Source organism: Pseudomonas sp. R3-57, assembly GCF_051132065.1.
Classification (GTDB): domain Bacteria; phylum Pseudomonadota; class Gammaproteobacteria; order Pseudomonadales; family Pseudomonadaceae; genus Aquipseudomonas.
The window spans coordinates 5,185,418-5,203,282 of sequence record NZ_CP071655.1; the positions used below are offsets into that span (position 1 = coordinate 5,185,418).

General features: G+C 60.5%; 12 protein-coding genes. 7 read left to right on the forward strand and 5 right to left on the reverse strand.

Translation table 11 applies throughout. The features are described 5' to 3' along the window. Nucleotides 1–33: 33 nt before the first annotated feature. Both J3P93_RS23410 and J3P93_RS23415 read right to left on the reverse strand, forming a co-directional pair. The gene (locus tag J3P93_RS23410) at nt 34–1,215 is read right to left on the reverse strand and encodes an MFS transporter (protein WP_434598474.1); all 1,182 of its coding nucleotides are present in this window, start codon (nt 1,213–1,215) and stop codon (nt 34–36) included. A gap of 797 nt (nt 1,216–2,012) precedes the next feature. Next, on the reverse strand, nt 2,013–3,596 hold the full coding sequence (locus J3P93_RS23415) for a peptide chain release factor 3 (protein ID WP_203420722.1): 1,584 nt from the start codon (nt 3,594–3,596) through the stop codon (nt 2,013–2,015). Between the two features lie 358 nt (nt 3,597–3,954). On the opposite strand from J3P93_RS23415, the gene J3P93_RS23420 reads away from it, so the two are divergent. The 5 genes from J3P93_RS23420 to J3P93_RS23440 all read left to right on the forward strand — a co-directional run bounded on the left by J3P93_RS23420 (nt 3,955) and on the right by J3P93_RS23440 (nt 9,194). Then, nucleotides 3,955–4,644, forward strand: a complete 690-nt coding sequence (locus J3P93_RS23420; protein WP_172833351.1) for an ABC transporter permease — start codon at nt 3,955–3,957, stop codon at nt 4,642–4,644. 20 nt (nt 4,645–4,664) lie between these two features. Then, entirely contained in the window at nt 4,665–5,558 is an 894-nt protein-coding gene (locus J3P93_RS23425; RefSeq protein ID WP_434592403.1) for a glycine betaine ABC transporter substrate-binding protein, read from the forward strand. Nucleotides 5,559–5,571: 13 nt separating this feature from the next. Continuing rightward, the gene (locus J3P93_RS23430) at nt 5,572–6,225 is read left to right on the forward strand and encodes an ABC transporter permease (protein WP_090281735.1); all 654 of its coding nucleotides are present in this window, start codon (nt 5,572–5,574) and stop codon (nt 6,223–6,225) included. Continuing rightward, a complete protein-coding gene (locus tag J3P93_RS23435) occupies nt 6,222–7,379 on the forward strand; it encodes an osmoprotectant ABC transporter ATP-binding protein OsmV (protein WP_093104729.1) in 1,158 nt (385 codons plus the stop codon). The genes J3P93_RS23430 and J3P93_RS23435 overlap by 4 nt, the downstream gene beginning before the upstream one ends. Nucleotides 7,380–8,030: 651 nt before the next feature. Continuing rightward, entirely contained in the window at nt 8,031–9,194 is a 1,164-nt protein-coding gene (locus J3P93_RS23440) for a type III PLP-dependent enzyme (RefSeq protein WP_090281733.1), read from the forward strand. 183 nt (nt 9,195–9,377) lie between these two features. On the opposite strand, the gene J3P93_RS23445 is transcribed toward J3P93_RS23440, so the two are convergent. Beyond that, nucleotides 9,378–10,136 carry a tetratricopeptide repeat protein gene (locus tag J3P93_RS23445; RefSeq protein WP_434592408.1) on the reverse strand — a complete coding sequence of 253 codons (759 nt, stop codon included), beginning with the start codon at nt 10,134–10,136 and terminating at the stop codon, nt 9,378–9,380. Beyond that, a complete protein-coding gene (locus J3P93_RS23450) occupies nt 10,133–10,813 on the reverse strand; it encodes a Fe2+-dependent dioxygenase (RefSeq protein ID WP_434592411.1) in 681 nt (226 codons plus the stop codon). The genes J3P93_RS23445 and J3P93_RS23450 overlap by 4 nt, the downstream gene beginning before the upstream one ends. A 207-nt stretch (nt 10,814–11,020) precedes the next feature. On the opposite strand from J3P93_RS23450, the gene J3P93_RS23455 reads away from it, so the two are divergent. After that, nucleotides 11,021–13,324, forward strand: a complete 2,304-nt coding sequence (locus tag J3P93_RS23455; RefSeq protein ID WP_206415510.1) for a TonB-dependent receptor — start codon at nt 11,021–11,023, stop codon at nt 13,322–13,324. A 234-nt stretch (nt 13,325–13,558) separates the two neighbouring features. Then, complete coding sequence (locus J3P93_RS23460) at nt 13,559–16,087, forward strand: PepSY domain-containing protein (protein WP_434598477.1); 2,529 nt, start codon at nt 13,559–13,561, stop codon at nt 16,085–16,087. A 124-nt stretch (nt 16,088–16,211) separates the two neighbouring features. Here J3P93_RS23460 and J3P93_RS23465 read toward each other — a convergent pair whose 3' ends face one another. Beyond that, nucleotides 16,212–17,753: an alkaline phosphatase D family protein gene (locus J3P93_RS23465; protein ID WP_434592414.1), complete on the reverse strand. Its 1,542-nt coding sequence runs from the start codon at nt 17,751–17,753 to the stop codon at nt 16,212–16,214. Nucleotides 17,754–17,865 lie beyond the last annotated feature (112 nt).

The window sequence follows — 17,865 nt, forward strand, 5'->3', positions numbered from 1 at the left end:
ATTGCTTTCGAATAACCCCGATAACCGAAACAGCTAAGCGGCGCGAGTCGCCTGCCAGGTCAGCGGAATCGAGATCAGCACCAGCAGCGCACTCATCAGCCAGACGCTGTGCCCGCCATACTCGCCATAGAGCTGACCGCTGAACACCGGCGACACTAATGCGCTAGCGCTCCAGCTCATGAAGAACAGCCCGAAGTACTGACCGCTTTTGCCACTCTGCGCAAACTGCATCGCCAGTACATTCAGCGGCGGCATGAACAGCGCCTCGCCCAGCGTCCAGATGACCGTCGACAGGCACACATAAAACAGCCCGGAACCGAACGGCAACATCCCCAGCCCGCAGGCGAGCAACACACTGCCCGCGAGCATCTGCCAGCGCGCGCCCCAACGTTCCACCGAGTGCGACAGCGGAATCTGCAGCGCAATCACCAGCAATGCATTAAGGCCGAACTGCCAGCCAATGGCCTCGGTGCTCAACTGGTAATGGTCTCGCAGATAGTTGCCCAGCGTGCTGTAGACCGTATCGAACGCAATACCGAGCACCGCGGTCGCCGCCAGCAACCAGAGGAACGGCTGGTCGCGATACGGCGAGCCGGAAGCCGTCTCCAGCGCTTTGTCCTGCTTAATGATTGGCCGCCGCCACGTCGTGCGAACAAACCACAACAACGCCAGCAATGTCATCGCCGCACTGACAAAAAACACCCAGCGAAAATCCGCCTGCGCCAACACCCCACCCGCCACCCCGGCAGCCGCCATGCCCAGATTACGCGCCACCCGACTCAACGCCTGCGCCCGCGAACGCTGCGCAACTTCGCAGTACTCCATGATCAGCCGTTGATGCAGCGTACGAATCGCCCCATCAATCACACCACTGAGCAACAACAGACCGGCCAGCCACGCCACCTGCGTCACCAGCCCCAGCAGCATCAGCACCCACACCGAAACAAAAAACAGCGCCGCCGTCAGCCGCGCCGTGCGCACGTAATCACTGAGCCAACCGCCGAGCATCGAACCCACCAGCAACCCCGCGCCATAAGCCGAGAGCAACCAGCCAACGGTTTCAATCGCAAAGCCCAACTCCTGACGCAGGTACAACGCCATGAACAGCTTGACCATGGCGCTGAGGCGATTGATGAATAAAAGCGCGGCGAGCACCCAAGCCATGGAGGTGAAATAGCCGTTGGGGCGCAGGAGATGGGTCAGTCCTTTGAGCATGAAACGTCCGCTGTGGGCGAAAGGTTCTTTGAACACTAAACCGGATCAAGCGCAATGTCGCGAGGCAAAGGCCTGGCGAAGTAAAAAAAGAGTCGGGCTACGCCGCTGAAGAAAATTGCCTACAGAAAATTCGTCGTGCCTGACCGTTTCTCATCTTGAAGCTGCAGCCGAAAAGCCCCTCATCGGAACGCCGCCCGCCTATCCCTCTCCCGGAGGGAGAGGGGACTGACCGAGTTGTTTGGGAGAAGTGCGCCAACGTGCAATACCGAGTCGGATACAAAATTCAAATCCAACCAAAATCGGCTCCCTCTCCAGGGGGAGAGGGCTGGGGTGAGGGGCGAATCCACTGAAGATTTCAAGCCATGCGGCGCTTCTAACCACTCAACAATGAGCGCAAGCTCGCGTGCTCTTGATCTTGATCTTGCCTAACCAGCGACATCGGAAGGCTGAGCGGAGGGATTGATCCGGGCGTGGGAGCGCAGCGACCGTCTGGCGCAGCCAGACACAGCGGAAGGAGGTGCAGCGAAGCAAACCGTAGCCGCTGCGCCCGGATCGATCCCGGAGCGAAGGGACCCGAGCCTGCGAGGGCCTTACGTAGGAGCAAAGCCTTTTGGTTCCTTTTTGGCGTCTGAAAAAGGGACTCGCCGTAAGGGCGAAACCGCCAGCCGCAACACCCCAAAAAACGGATATGCCCCCAAAACAACCAGAACATGGTCGGCCCAAAGGCCGCCAATACCAAAGCAAAAAAAAGCCCCCAAGGCCTACACCCCAGGGGCTTCCGAAAAACAACTCAAACCTTAATGATGCTCACGCGTCGCACGGAATTTCACATCCGGCCAACGCTCTTCCATCAACGCCAGATTCACCCGCGTCGGCGCCAGATAGGTCAGATGCCCACCGCCATCCAACGCCAGGTTCTCCACCGCCTTGTTGGAAAACTCCTCAAGCTTCTTCTTGTCGCTGCACTCGATCCAGCGCGCCGAATACACGGTGATCGGCTCATACGAGCACTCAACCTTGTATTCCTCTTTCAAACGGCTGGCGACCACATCGAACTGCAGCACACCGACGGCGCCAAGAATGATGTCGTTGCTGCGCTCCGGAAAGAACACCTGCGTCGCGCCCTCTTCTGCCAACTGCTGCAAGCCCTGACGCAGCTGCTTGGATTTCAGCGGATCACGCAGACGCACACGGCGGAACAGTTCCGGGGCGAAGTGCGGGATACCGGTGAAACCGAGGACTTCGCCTTCGCTGAAGGTGTCGCCGATCTGGATCGTGCCGTGGTTGTGCAGGCCGATGATGTCGCCGGCGTACGCCTCTTCCAGCTGTTCACGCTCGGAGGAGAAGAACGTCAGGGCGTCGCCGATGCGCACGTCCTTGCCGGTGCGCACATGCCGCATCTTCATACCTTTCTCGTACTTGCCGGAGCAGATACGCATGAAGGCGATACGGTCGCGGTGTTTCGGGTCCATGTTCGCCTGGATCTTGAAGATGAAGCCCGTGAACTTCTCTTCGACCGGCTCGACAGTGCGCTCGTTGGCCACACGAGCCAGCGGGCGCGGCGCCCAGTCAACCACCGCATCGAGCACATGGTCGACACCGAAGTTGCCCAGCGCGGTACCGAAGAACACCGGGGTCAGTTGACCGTCGAGGAACTCCTGCTGGTTGAATTCGTGGCAGGCGCCCTGTACCAGTTCCAGTTGTTCGATGAAGCGCTCGTACTCGTCGCCCAGGTGCGCACGCGCCTCGTCGGAGTCGAGTTTCTGGATGATCTTGGTTTCGGTGCGTTCGTGACCGTGGCCCGGGGTGTAAACGATGATGTAGTCATCAGCCAGGTGGTACACGCCCTTGAAGTCGCGGTAGCAACCGATCGGCCAGGTGATTGGCGCGGCCTTGATCTTCAGAACGGCTTCGATCTCGTCGAGCAGTTCGATCGGGTCGCGGATGTCGCGGTCGAGTTTGTTGATGAAGCTGACGATCGGCGTGTCACGCAGACGGCAGACGTCCATCAGCGCGATGGTCCGTGGCTCGACACCTTTACCGCCGTCGAGCACCATCAGGGCCGAGTCCACCGCGGTCAGGGTGCGGTAGGTGTCTTCGGAGAAGTCTTCGTGGCCCGGGGTATCGAGCAGGTTGATCATGTGTTCGCGATACGGGAACTGCATGACCGACGTGGTAATGGAAATACCCCGCTGCTTCTCCATCTCCATCCAGTCGGAGGTCGCATGGCGATCGGATTTACGGGATTTCACCGTACCGGCCACCGCAATCGCCTTGCCCATCAACAGGAGCTTTTCGGTGATCGTGGTTTTACCGGCATCGGGGTGGGAAATAATGGCGAAAGTGCGGCGTTTCGCGACTTCGGCGGCCTGTTGGGTCATGGGAAATCGCCTGGCGGTGATTCAAAAAAGGGCCGCGATTATAGCCCAACTCAGGACAATAACCGAACCGTTGAGCACATTAAGGGTGGCCAAATGCTGCCTCAGATGGGAACCTTTTAAAGCAAGGAGACGTCCATCCCCTGTTACGAATCTTCGTCAGGGGCTGAAAAATCAGCAAGTTAGCCTGACGAGGCTGCGCTCATGGCTCGCTTTCACGCCGCTTGGCCGGTGCTGGAAAACGGCTACTTTTCGCGAACGCTGACTTCGGCAGCCAGGAATGGTCTTGCCACGCGGAGCAGCGCTCGCCGACTACAAAAAAAGGAGTCCGCCTGTGGCTATCCGCTATGGCAAAGGGCTGATGGGAGGTGCGGTGGTGATCGCGCTCCTGGCCCTGCTGGTCCACTGGATCGGCATCAACACGATCGAACACTACCGCGACGATTTGTTGTTTTACCTGCAAGCTCATCTGGTTCTCGTCCTCGCTTCCATGCTGGCCGCCCTTGTCGTGGGCATCCCCGCCGGTATCTTCCTCAGCCGCCCGAACATGGTGGGCCGCGCCGAACGCTTCATGCAGATCTTCAATATCGGCAACACCGTGCCACCGTTGGCCGTGCTCGCGATCGCGCTGGGCATCCTCGGCATCGGCAGCGGCCCGGCGATCTTCGCCTTGTTCCTCGCCTCCCTGTTGCCGATCGTGCGCAACACCTACGAAGGCCTGAAAAATGTCCAGGGCTCGCTGAAAGAAGCCGCCGTCGGCATCGGCATGACGCCGCGCCAGGTGCTGTGGAAAGTCGAATTGCCCAACGCCGTGCCGATCATTGTCGGCGGCGTGCGCGTGGCGCTGGCGATCAACGTCGGTACCGCGCCGCTGGCCTTTCTGATCGGCGCCAATAGCCTTGGCAGCCTGATCTTCCCCGGCATCGCCCTGAACAATCAGCCGCAACTGCTGCTCGGCGCCGCGTGCACCGCGCTGCTGGCGTTGTTGCTCGATGGCGTGGTCACCCTTGCCAGCCGTCTCTGGCTGGAACGCGGTTTGCGCCCGTCTTAAGGCTTCGCGAAGGAATATTTATGAAACGACTTAGTTTAATCCTGAGCTGCGTCCTGCTGTTCGCAGGAATCGCCCAAGCCGCTGAAAAACCGGTGATCCGCCTCGGCGCCCGGGTCTTCACCGAGCAGACCCTGCTCGCCGAAATCACCGCGCAATACCTGCGCAGCAAAGGTTATGACGCGCAGATCACCGGCGGTCTGGGCAGCAACCTTGCCCGTAGCGCCCACGAAAGCGGACAACTGGACATGCTCTGGGAGTACACCGGCGTATCGCTGGTGGCCTACAACCATGTCACCGAAAAACTCGACAGCGCGCAGTCCTACGCCCGGGTCAAGGAACTCGACGCGAAGAAAGGCCTGATCTGGCTGACGCCATCGAAATTCAGCAACACCTACGCCCTCGCCCTGCCGAAAAAGATCGCCGAGGAGTATCCGCAGATCAGCAATATCAGCCAGCTCAACGACGTGCTGCGCGCCGAAGCCAAGAGCAATCACTTGGTGGCGCTGGACACCGAGTTCGCCAACCGTTCCGACGGTCTCGACGGCATGGTCAAGCTCTACGACATGAACCTGACCCGCAAGAACATCCGTCAGATGGACGCCGGCCTGGTCTACACCGCGCTGCGCAACGGCCAAGTATTTGCCGGTCTGGTCTATACCACCGACGGCCGCCTCAACGCTTTCGGCCTGAAGTTGCTGGCCGACGACAAACATTACTTCCCCGATTACACCGCAGCTCCCGTGGTGCGTCAGGCCACGCTGGATGCCAATCCGAAACTGGCCGAACAACTCAAGCCGCTGGCCGAACTGTTCGACGACGAAACCATGCGCCAACTCAACGCACGGGTCGACGTCAATCATGAAAGCCCGTCGTCCGTTGCCGCCGATTTCCTGCGTCAGCACCCACTGAACTAAGAGAGGAGAAGTCATGGAATTTCTGAACGCCTTTTCCCATCTCGACTGGCAGCAGGTGATGCACCTGACCTGGCAGCACATCACCCTGGTCGGCATCGCCGTGACCCTGGCGATCGTCATCGGTGTGCCGCTGGGCATTTTGATGACGCGTTTTCCGGCCCTCGCCGGCCCGTTGCAGGCCAGCGCCACGGTGCTGCTGACCGTACCGTCGATTGCCCTGTTCGGCCTGCTGCTGCCGTTCTACTCCAAGTTCGGCCAGGGCCTTGGCCCGCTGCCGGCGATCACCGCAGTGTTCCTGTATTCACTGCTGCCGATCATGCGCAACACCTACCTCGCCCTCACCGGCGTCGAGCCGGGTATTCGTGAAGCCGCGCGCGGCATCGGCATGACCTTCGGCCAGCGCTTGCGCATGGTTGAACTGCCCATCGCGGTGCCAGTGATCCTCGCCGGCGTGCGCACTGCCGTGGTGATGAACATCGGCGTGATGACCATCGCCGCCACCATCGGCGCCGGCGGCCTCGGTGTATTGATCCTCGCCTCCATCAGCCGCAGCGACATGTCGATGCTCATCGTCGGCGCGCTGCTGGTCAGTCTTCTGGCGATCTTCGCCGACCTGTTTCTCCAATGGCTGCAACGTTCGTTGACTCCAAAAGGACTCCTCAAATGATCGAACTTCAAAACCTCAGCAAGACCTTCCAAAGCAACGGCAAAGATGTGAAAGCCGTGGACTCGGTGAGCCTGACCGTCAATGAAGGCGAGATCTGCGTATTCCTCGGGCCTTCGGGTTGCGGCAAAAGCACCACGCTGAAGATGATCAACCGTCTGATCAAACCGACCTCCGGCAAGATCCTGATCAACGGCGAAGACACCACCGATCTCGACGAAGTGACCCTGCGCCGCAACATCGGCTACGTGATCCAGCAGATCGGTCTGTTCCCCAACATGACCATCGAAGAGAACATCGTCGTGGTGCCGAAACTGCTCGGCTGGGACAAACAGAAATGCCACGACCGCGCTCGCGAGCTGATGAGCATGATCAAGCTCGAGCCCAAGCAGTATCTGCATCGCTATCCGCGTGAATTGTCCGGTGGCCAGCAGCAGCGTATCGGTGTGATCCGCGCACTCGCAGCCGACGCCCCGCTGTTGCTGATGGACGAGCCGTTCGGTGCGGTCGACCCGATCAACCGCGAGATGATCCAGAACGAATTTTTCGAGATGCAGCGCGCGCTGAACAAGACCGTGATCATGGTCAGCCATGACATCGATGAGGCGATCAAGCTCGGCGACAAGATTGCGATCTTCCGCGCCGGCAAACTGCTGCAGATCGATCACCCGGACACCTTGCTCGCGCACCCGGCAGATGATTTCGTCAGCAACTTCGTCGGTCAGGACAGCACGCTCAAGCGCCTGCTGTTGGTGAAAGCCGAAGACGCCGCGGACAACGCGCCATCGGTGAGCCCGGAAACGCCTGTGGCCGATGCGCTGGAATTGATGGACGAACATGACCGTCGCTACGTCGTAGTCACCTGCGCGGAGAACAAGGCACTGGGCTACGTGCGTCGTCGCGATCTGCATCGCCAGACCGGCACCTGCGCGCAGTTCCTGCGGGAGTTCAACGCCACCGCGGCATACGACGAGCACCTGCGCATCCTGCTGTCGCGCATGTACGAGTTCAACCGCGCCTGGCTGCCGGTGATGGATGCCGAGCGGGTGTTCCTCGGCGAGGTGACGCAGGAGTCGATTGCGGCTTACCTGAGCTCGGGGCGTTCGCGTGGGATGAAGACCAATATCGTCTCGCCGGCTGAGGCCGTGGTCGCCTGATTCCATCTGCTGAAATGCAATCCCTTGTAGGAGTGAGCCTGCTCGCGATGGCGTAATCCCGGTCGACGAATAGGTTGTCTGGAAAAAAGCTATCGCGAGCAGGCTCACTCCTACAGGAATTGGTGTGAATTTCCGGTCCTGACCAGGCGGAAAAGAATCTCAACACCCGCCTCTCTGGATGATTCTCGGAGAGGCTGTCCGAAACGGCCAAAATCCCCATCAACACTCCCTCTCGCCGCTAACATCGCCGATGTTGCCGCCATCAGACTTACCACTGACTTCGCCGCCAAAAGCCGCGAACGTGCAGGTATGTTTAACACGCGAAAAATCGCCGGGAACATCTTTCCGTCATCTCGGTCGGCTACAAGGAGTGATGAACGCGTCGCACGTCAGAAGCGTGCAAAAACGCGACATTTTTAGTTGATCTCAACCCCCTCACGCCCTAAAGTTCGCGCCGAACGTCCATGCTGGAAACGATCCATCCGGCTCAAGTACTGACGACGAGACAGCAAGGCCAAGGGATAGCTGCACATCCCTGGGCCTTTTTGCTTTCGGCGACATGCCTTGGGAAGTAGGCGAACCAAAGTGGGGATACGGAGGACGTTCATGCACCCATTGTTTAATGTAGTTTGCCGATAGGAGCTCTCCAGCATGTCGATCAAGGTCGAAGATTATTTCGCGCGCGCCACTTTTGACAAAATGAAGGCGTTCGCCGACAAACAGGAAACCCCGTTCGTGGTGATCGACACCGCGATGATCGCCCAGGCCTACGATGACCTGCGCGCCGGTTTCGAATTCGCCAAGGTCTACTACGCGGTCAAGGCCAACCCGGCGGTCGAGATCATCGACCTGCTCAAGGACAAGGGTTCGAGCTTCGATATCGCCTCGATCTACGAGCTGGACAAGGTGATGGACCGCGGCGTCAGCGCCGACCGTATCAGCTACGGCAACACCATCAAGAAGTCCAAGGACATCCGCTACTTCTACGAGAAGGGCGTGCGGCTGTTCTCCACCGACTCCGAAGCCGACCTGCGCAACATCGCCAAGGCTGCGCCGGGCTCGAAAGTCTATGTACGTATTCTCACCGAAGGCTCGACCACCGCTGACTGGCCGTTGTCGCGCAAATTCGGCTGCCAGACCGACATGGCCATGGACCTGCTGATCCTCGCCCGCGACCTCGGTCTGGTGCCATACGGCATCTCGTTCCACGTCGGTTCGCAGCAGCGCGACATCAGCGTCTGGGACGCGGCAATCGCCAAGGTCAAAGTGATCTTCGAGCGCCTGAAAGAAGAAGACGGCATCCACCTCAAGCTGATCAACATGGGCGGCGGCTTCCCGGCCAACTACATCACCCGCACCAACAGCCTGGAAACCTACGCCGAGGAAATCATCCGTTTCCTCAAGGAAGATTTTGGTGATGACCTGCCGGAAATCATTCTCGAGCCAGGCCGTTCATTGATCGCCAACGCCGGCATTCTGGTCAGCGAAGTGGTACTGGTGGCGCGTAAATCCCGCACTGCTGTCGAGCGCTGGGTGTACACCGATGTGGGCAAGTTCTCCGGCCTGATCGAAACCATGGACGAAGCGATCAAGTTCCCGATCTGGACCGAGAAGAAAGGCGAGATGGAAGAAGTGGTCATCGCCGGCCCGACCTGCGACAGCGCCGACATCATGTACGAGAACTACAAGTACGGTCTGCCGCTGAACCTGGCGATCGGTGATCGTTTGTACTGGTTGTCGACCGGGGCCTACACCACCAGTTACAGCGCGGTCGAGTTCAACGGGTTTCCGCCGCTGAAGTCGTATTACGTTTAAAAAGCAGCGGCAAGTTTCTAGCTGTTAGCTGCAAGTGAAAAGCCCACGATGTGTGGGCTTTTTTGTGGATTACGAATAGATGAAGATCCCTTGTGGGAGCGAACCTGCTCGCGAAAGCGGTGGGTCAGTGCAGATGATGGCGACTGACACGACGACTTCGCGAGCAGGCTCGCTCCCACAGGGTTATGCGGTGCGGCTCAGTTCATCTGCACGCCGCTGATATCGGGTTGCCAACGTTTGTATCCTCGGATCAGGCGCACTCAAAAGCGTCTGACTCGCCACCCGCAAAAAATTCAGATTGCCAGCAACCAAGGCTTTCTCCAGCCAAACGAGCGCCTGATCAATCCTGCCCTCCGCCGCCAACACTGCGGCAAAACTGAACTGCCCACGAAAATCCCCGGCCTCGGCCGAACGCCGATACCAGTCACGTGCCGCGACCGAATCCGCCGGGCACACCTGCCCTTCCTCCAGATAGCGCCCCAGCAGGTTCATCGATTTCCCATGGCCGAGTTCCGCCGCGCGTCGATACAGCCCGAGCGCCTGCAGATGATCAACCGCGACACCGCGCCCGGTCGCGAGCAGATTGGCGAGGTTGTACATCGCCCAGTCCAGCCCGGCCTCTGCGGCGATACGATAATGCTGCGCCGCCATCGAGGCATCCGCCACGCAACCCCAGCCATGCTCATGACAGCGCCCGAGCATGTTGCGCGCCATCAGGTGCCCGCGCCCGGCGGCAATGCCGAACCAGCGCAGCGCCAGTGGTTGATCCTGAGCGATGCCGCGGCCATCGAGCAGAATCTGCCCGAGCAACGCCTGCGCTTCGATTTCGCCTTCACCCGCAGCCAGCAGAATCGCCTGCGCCGCTCGAGCCGGGCTTTCTTCAAGCATCGCCGTCAACCCGGCCGCATCGAGGACTTCCTCGCGGCGCAACTGGAAGCTCATACCTCGACCCAGCGCCGCAACAGGTTGTGATAGGTGCCGGTGAGACGGATCAGCGAAGGGTGGTCGGGAACATCATGCGTGAGTTGCTGAATCGCCCCGTCCATCTCGAACAGCAACGCACGCTGGCTGTCTTCGCGCACCAGACTTTGCGTCCAGAAAAACGACGCATAACGCGCGCCGCGAGTGACGGCGTTGACCTTGTGCAGACTGGTGCCCGGATACAACACCATGTCGCCGGCTGGCAGCTTCACTCGCTGGGTGCCGTAGGTGTCCTGAATCTCCAGCTCGCCGCCGTCGTAATCGTCCGGCTCGCTGAAAAACAGCGTGGCCGACAGATCGGTGCGCACGCGCTCGATGCTGCCCTTGGGCTGGCGCACAGCGTTATCGATATGGAAATCGAAGCTGCCGCCGGCCGTGTAACAGTTGATCAACGGCGGGAAGACTTTGTGCGGCAGCGCGGCGGACATGAACAGTGGATTTTTCCACAGCCGTTCGAGCATCGCCGCGCCGATTTCCTTGGCCAGCGGATGGCCTTCGGGCAGTTGCAGGTTGTGCTTGGCCTTGGCCGATTGAAAGCCTGCGGTGATCTTGCCATCGGCCCAATCGGCCTGCTCCAACGCCTGGCGAATGCGTTGCACCTCTTCTTTGGCGAACAGTCCGGGAATGTGCAGCAGCATGGCGGTGTCACCTGATGGCAAAGAGGCGGCAATGGTATTGATTCTTATTGCCCGTGTAAAACGCGAGAGACGAACGAACTGGCAAAAACCGTAAGGTTAAATTGTAAAGAATGTAAATTTGTCGCGAATAGTAATTTTTCGCAATTGATACAAATACCTGTTTACCCTATATTCCGCCGCCTCAAATCCTTGGGGAGGGGAATAAAAATGGCACGTCAACACGCACAATTACCGGTCAGTTCACCACGTCTGCTCGCCTCTGCAATCGGTGTGGCAATCACCGCCGGCTCCGCAGGCCAGATGGTGTTCGCCGCCGAAAAGACCGAGAGCAAAGCCTCCGGTAATGCCATCGCCCTGGACGCCACCGCCATCACGGGCGAAGCCCAGGACTCGACGTCCTACCAGGTCGAGAAAGCCTCCTCGCCCAAGTACACCGCGCCGCTGGTCGATACGCCGCGCTCGGTCACCGTCATTCCGCAACAAGTACTCAAAGACACCGGCGCGCTGAACATGCAGGACGCGCTGCGCACCGTGCCGGGCATCACCTTCGGCGCCGGTGAAGGTGGCAACCCGCAGGGCGACCGTCCGTTCATCCGTGGTTTCGATGCACAGGGCGACACCTACCTCGACGGCGTGCGTGACACCGGCTCGCAAAGCCGCGAGATCTTCGCCGTCGAGAACATCGAAGTCAGCAAGGGCCCGAATTCCGCCATCGGCGGTCGTGGCGCGGCGGGCGGCAGCATCAACCTGGTGAGCAAGAAAGCCCATTTGGGCAACTCGTTCGATGGCGGCTTCACCTACGGCTCCGACCAGACCCAGCGCTACACCCTCGACGGCAACTATCAGTTCAGCGACAGCGCCGCCGGTCGTTTGAACCTGATGAGCCACGAGAGCAACGTCGCCGGTCGTGACAAGGTCGATTACGACCGGTGGGGCATCGCGCCGTCGCTGGCGTTTGGCCTGGGCACCGACACCCGCGTCAACCTCGATTACTACCATCTGGAAAGCAACGACACGCCGGATTCGGGCATCCCTTATACCCTGTCGAACCCGCGTACCAAGTCCAACCCGGACAAGCCATATGCCGGTGGCGATGACAGCAACTTCTACGGTCTGGACCGCGACTTCCGCAAGGGCCGCACCGACACCGCGACCTTCGCCATCGAGCATGACCTGAACGATTCGCTGACGCTCAAGAACACCCTGCGCCACGGCACCAGCATGCAGGATTACATCCTCACTCAGCCGGACGACAGCAAGGGCAACGTCAACAATGGCAGCGTCTGGCGCCGAGCGAATACGCGGGTGAGCAACACCGAAACCACCACCAACCAGACCGACCTGTTTGGCACCTTCTACGTGGCCGGTTTCAAGAACAGCTTCTCCACCGGGGTTGAATACACCCGCGAGCAGAGCGAGAAATCCTCGTACAACGTCAACACCGATACCACGCCGCGCACCAGCGCCGTCACCACCAACTGCAACCCGGGCCTGATCGGCGCGGCCAGCGGTTACAACTGCACCTCGCTGTCGAACCCGAACCCGAACGATCCGTGGAACGGTGCGATCTCGCGCAACTACGCCGGCACCGACACTCAGGCCGACACTTACGCGCTGTACGTGTTCGACACCCTGGAGCTGTCCGAGCAGTGGCTGGTCAACATGGGCCTGCGGTACGACCACTTCGACACCGACTACAAGACCTACAACGCAGCCGGTCGCACCACCTCCAAGGGCGATGACACCAGCGAGTTCGTCACCGGCCAGTTCGGCGTGGTCTACAAACCGGCGGAAAACGGCAGCATCTACGCGTCCTACGCCACCTCCGCCACGCCGCCGGGCAACACCTTGGGCGAAGGTCAGGAAGGCAATCCGCTGGGCGGCACGCCGGATCGCAGCGGCAACCTGCTGAGCAGCGACATGGAGCCGGAAACCACCAAGAACTACGAGATCGGCACCAAGTGGGATCTGCTCAACGATCGCCTGTCGCTGACCGCTGACATCTTCCGTACCGAGAAAGAAAACGCCCGCGTGCAGGTTGATACCAGCTCGTACGAAAACGCCGGCAAGACCCGCGTACAAGGTTTCGAGCTGTCGGCCAGCGGCAAGCTCACCGACAAGTGGCAGGTGTTCGCCGGGTACGCGTTCATGGACAGCGAACAGGTTGACGGCGGTCCGTTGGGCCGCGCCAACGACGGCAACGACTTGCCGAACACACCGAAAAACAGCGCCAGCCTGTGGACCACTTACCAGGTCACACCAAAGCTGACGATCGGCGGTGGCGCGTTCTACGTCGACGACGTCTACGGCAGTGTCGCCAACACCACGATGGTCGATTCCTATGTACGTTACGACGCGATGGCCGCCTACAAGCTGACCAAGAACGTCGACCTCCAACTCAACGTACAGAACCTGACCGACGAAACCTATTACGACAAAGCCTTCTCGACCCACTTCGCCAATCAGGCGGCGGGCCGTACGGCACTGTTGAGCACCAATTTCCACTTCTGATAACGGTGGAACCTGTAGGAGTGAGCCTGCTCGCGATTGCGGTGATCAGTCAGCATCTGCGTATCTGACAAATAGCTATCGCGAGCAGGCTCACTCCTACACAGGGATATGCCGCAAGGCTTGGCCCCGTTCATTCAATTGAACGGGGCTTTTGCGTGTAACGAAAAACGCTTCACGACAACCCACGGCATAATGCGCGCCGTGATGACAACTTTCGAACGGACGGCGAGTGACGTGTTGAAGAAAACCCTGTTCCAGTTGCACTGGTTTTTTGGCATCACCGCGGGGCTGGTGCTGGCCTTGATGGGCATCACCGGGGCGGCCTATTCGTTTCAGGACGAAATCCTGCGGGCGCTGAATCCGTCCGTCCTGCAAGTGGAAAAACGGGTCGCCGGGGTGCTGCCGCCGGTCGAACTGGTGGAGCGCATCGAAGGTGCGTCCGGCAAGAAAGTCGCCATGCTTTGGGTCGAAACCGACAGTGGCAACGCGGCGCGGGTTTACTTCACGCCGCCCAAAGGCGAGCGGCGCGGCGAAATGCGCTACTTCGACCCGTACACCGCCGAGTTCAAGGGCGATGCAGTTGGCCAGGATTTCTTCGGCCTGATGCTGCAACTGCACCGCTTCCTCGCGATGGGTGACACCGGGCGCAACATCACCGGCGCCTGCACCTTGATGCTGCTGTTTTTCTGCCTGTCCGGTTTGTACCTGCGCTGGCCGCGGCAGTGGAACAGCTGGCGCGTGTGGCTGACTCTGGACTGGAAGAAAAAAGGTCGGGCGTTCAACTGGGATTTGCATTCGGTGGCCGGTACCTGGTGCCTGCTGGTGTATCTGCTGCTGGCGCTGACCGGGTTGTCGTGGTCCTACGAGTGGTACAACAAAGGCCTGACCCGTCTGCTGTCCGATGCGCCGCAAAACGAGCGCGTGCGCGGCGGGCGCGGCCCGGCCCCCGAAGGCCCGGCGCCGACCGCCGACTACGCGGCGATGTGGAGCAGCATCTACAGCGCCGCCGGCCCGGGCCTGTCCGCCTACAACATCCGCATGCCACCGGTGGCCGGCCAACCGGCGACGGTGTTCTATTTGCTCGACAGCTCGCCGCATGACCGTGCGCTGAACCAGATCACCCTCGACCCGGCCACCGGGCAGGTCAAACGCGTCGACCGTTACGCCGACAAAAGCTTCAAGGCGCAACTGCTGACCAGCATTTATGCGCTGCACGTCGGCAGCTATTTCGGCCTCGTCGGGCGCATCATCGTGACCATTGCGGCGGTGTGCATGCCGCTGTTCTTTATCACCGGATGGTTGCTGTACCTCGACCGCCGGCGCAAGAAAAAGCAGATCAAGGATGCACGCAAAGGGCTAGAACAACCGGCCGGCGATGCCCCGGCATGGCTGGTCGGCTTCGCCAGCCAGAGCGGTTTTGCCGAGCAACTGGCCTGGCAAACCGCCGGGCAATTGCAAGCTGCCGGACTGCCGGTCAACGTGCAGCCGCTGGCCAATGTCAGCGAGCAGGATCTGCGCGCATCGAGCAATGCGCTGTTCGTGGTCAGTACCTTTGGTGACGGCGAAGCGCCGGACAGCGCGCGCGGTTTCGAGCGCAAAGTGCTGAGCCAGGCCGCGACCCTCGACAGCCTGAACTACGCGGTGCTGGGCCTCGGCGACCGCCAGTACGGACACTTCTGCGGCTTCGCCAAACGCCTGCACCAATGGCTAAGCGAGCACGGCGGCAAGACCTTGTTCGCGCCGGTAGAAGTCGACAGCGGCGATCCCTACGCCCTGCGTCACTGGCAAACCCAACTCGGTCAGCTCACCGGACAGGCGCCGAGCGAAACCTGGCAGGCGCCGAGCTACGCCAACTGGACGCTGCTGCGGCGCGAACTGATGAACCCCGACAGCAGCGGCGCGCCGGTCTACCTGCTGGGCCTCAAAGCGCCGGACACCAGCAGCTGGCTGGCCGGCGATCTGGTCGAAGTGCTGCCGCGCAACTGCCCGTGGGCGATTGAACATTTTCTCGACGGCCTCGGCATTCGTGGCGAGACCACGGTGAACATCAACGGCCTCAGCGAGCCGCTGGAAGTGGCACTGGCCTCGCGCCAATTGCCAGAACACCGCGCGCATCTGGTCGGCCTGCATGCGCAGTCACTGGTCGATGCAATGGTGCCGCTGGCCATGCGCGAATACTCGATCGCCTCGATCGCCGACGACGGCGTGCTGGAACTGATCGTGCGTCAGGAACAGCACGCCGACGGCACGCTCGGCATCGGTTCCGGCTGGCTGACCGAACATGCACCCGTGGGCGGCAGCATCAGCCTGCGCGTACGCCGCAACAGCGGTTTCCATTTGCCCAACGAGCCAGTGCCGATGATTTTGCTGGGCAACGGCACCGGCCTCGCCGGCCTGCGCAGTTTGCTCAAGGCACGGATTGCCGACGGCCAACAACGCCAGTGGCTGCTGTTTGGTGAGCGTAATCGTGAGCACGATTTCCTCTGCCGCGCCGAGCTGGAAGAGTGGTTGATCAACGGTGATCTGGCGCGCCTGGACCTGGCGTTTTCCCGGGATCAGGCCGAGAAGGTTTATGTGCAGGATCGTTTGCGTGAATCGGCGCAAGAGCTGAAGCAATGGCTGGCGGAGGGCGCCGTCATTTATATCTGCGGCAGCCTTCAAGGGATGGCCTCAGGGGTGGATCAGGCACTCACCGATATCCTCGGCAGCGCCGAGGTCGAACGCCTGATCGAACAGGGCCGCTACCGCCGCGACGTTTACTGACGCCTCCGATCCCTGTAGGAGTGAGCCTGCTCGCGATAGCGGTGTGTCAGTCAGCATCAATTTCTCTGACAGATAGCTATCGCGAGCAGGCTCACTCCTACAGGGGACTGCGGTGTTAATCGAATCAGACCGGCTGCAACTTCTGCTCAAACACCGCCATCCCGTCCAGATCCCGCAACACCACACTCATCTCCCCGCTCTGCCCGTCGATATTGACCTCGCCAAAAAACTGAAACCCGGCAAACGGCGAGGTGTTCTGCGCGGCGGGGGCTTTCTCGAAGACCACTTGCGGCCCGAAGGTTTTATCCAGCGGATTGGGACCGAAACTCCCGGCATTCAACGGCCCGGCCACGAACTCCCAGAACGGTTCGAAATCCTGAAACGCCGCCCGGTCCGGGTGATAGTGGTGCGCGGCGCAGTAATGCACGTCCGCCGTCAGAAACACGAAATTGCGCACCTGCTGTGCGCGCAGGAAGCCGAGCAGTTCGGCGATTTCCAGCTCCCGTCCCTGCGCCGGGCCAGGGTCGCCATTGGCCACGGCTTCCCAGCGCGCAACGCCCGGGCTGACCTCGCCGTCCGGCACGCCGAGCCCGATGGGCATGTCGGCAGCGATGACTTTCCACTGTGCCTTCGAAACCTTCAATTCACGCTTGAGCCAGTCCAGTTGCTCACGCCCGAGAAACGGTTTCGCCGCGCCGAGGTTGTCGTCGTTGGCCTCGCGATAACTACGCATATCCAGCACAAACACATCGAGCATCGGCCCATAGCTCAGCTTGCGATAAATCCGCCCGCCGCCATCGGCCGCCTGCAAGCGCATCGGCGCATATTCCAGCCACGCCTGCCGCGCGCGCCCGACGAGGGTATGGATATTTTTTTCCTGATAGCGCTCATCGAGTTGTTTGCCCGGCGACCAGTTGTTGACCACTTCATGATCGTCCCACTGCCAGATCTGCGGCACTTCGGCGTTGAAGCGGCGAATGTTTTCGTCCATCAGGTTGTAGCGGTAGTTGCCGCGATAGTCATCGAGCGTCTGCGCGACTTTGCTCTTGGCTTCAGTAGTGAGGTTGCGCCAGATGCGGCCGTCTTCGGTGGTCAGTTGCGCCGGCACCGGGCCGTCGGCATAGATGGTGTCGCCACTGTGGATGAAGAAGTCCGGCAGGCGCAGGCGCATTGCTTCGTAGATGCGCATGCCGCCGATGTCCGGGTTGATGCCGAAACCTTGGCCGACGGTGTCACCGCTCCAGACAAAACGGATATCGCGCTTGGCCGTCGGCACGCTGCGCAAGTGGCCGAACCACGGTTCGCTGGCAACACCGGTCTGGGCATCCTCGAAGTACACGCGATAGAAAATTGCCTGATCGGCGGGCAGCCCGGTCAGCTCGACGCGGGCGGTGAAGTCGCTGCGGGCATCGGCCAGTGGCGAGACGAACTTGCGCGGATTGCCGAACAGGCTTCGGGTGTCCCACTCGACCACCATGCGCGCCGGGCGATCGCTGCGGCTCCAGATCATCGCACGGTCGCCGAGCAGGTCGCCCGATTGCACGCCGTCGGTAAGCTGCGGACGATCCTTGACCGAGGCAATCACCGCCGGCGCCAGCCCCGGCAGCAACAGCCCGGCGCCGACCGCTTGCATGACGCGACGGCGGCCGAGGTTGAAATCGCTCATGGTGTTCTCCCTGCAAAAGGGAAAACTTAAGCATGGCTGTATGAACTCGCCATGACATCAGCCACACCGCAAACAAAATGTAGGAGTGAGCCTGCTCGCGATAGCGGTGGGT

Coding starts and splice junctions, on each gene's coding strand:
- J3P93_RS23410 (WP_434598474.1), bottom strand. CDS start 1,215: ATGCTCAAAGGACTGACCCATCTCCTGCGCCCCAACGGCTATTTCACC.
- J3P93_RS23415 (WP_203420722.1), bottom strand. CDS start 3,596: ATGACCCAACAGGCCGCCGAAGTCGCGAAACGCCGCACTTTCGCCATT.
- J3P93_RS23420 (WP_172833351.1), top strand. CDS start 3,955: ATGGGAGGTGCGGTGGTGATCGCGCTCCTGGCCCTGCTGGTCCACTGG.
- J3P93_RS23425 (WP_434592403.1), top strand. CDS start 4,665: ATGAAACGACTTAGTTTAATCCTGAGCTGCGTCCTGCTGTTCGCAGGA.
- J3P93_RS23430 (WP_090281735.1), top strand. CDS start 5,572: ATGGAATTTCTGAACGCCTTTTCCCATCTCGACTGGCAGCAGGTGATG.
- J3P93_RS23435 (WP_093104729.1), top strand. CDS start 6,222: ATGATCGAACTTCAAAACCTCAGCAAGACCTTCCAAAGCAACGGCAAA.
- J3P93_RS23440 (WP_090281733.1), top strand. CDS start 8,031: ATGTCGATCAAGGTCGAAGATTATTTCGCGCGCGCCACTTTTGACAAA.
- J3P93_RS23445 (WP_434592408.1), bottom strand. CDS start 10,136: ATGAGCTTCCAGTTGCGCCGCGAGGAAGTCCTCGATGCGGCCGGGTTG.
- J3P93_RS23450 (WP_434592411.1), bottom strand. CDS start 10,813: ATGCTGCTGCACATTCCCGGACTGTTCGCCAAAGAAGAGGTGCAACGC.
- J3P93_RS23455 (WP_206415510.1), top strand. CDS start 11,021: ATGGCACGTCAACACGCACAATTACCGGTCAGTTCACCACGTCTGCTC.
- J3P93_RS23465 (WP_434592414.1), bottom strand. CDS start 17,753: ATGAGCGATTTCAACCTCGGCCGCCGTCGCGTCATGCAAGCGGTCGGC.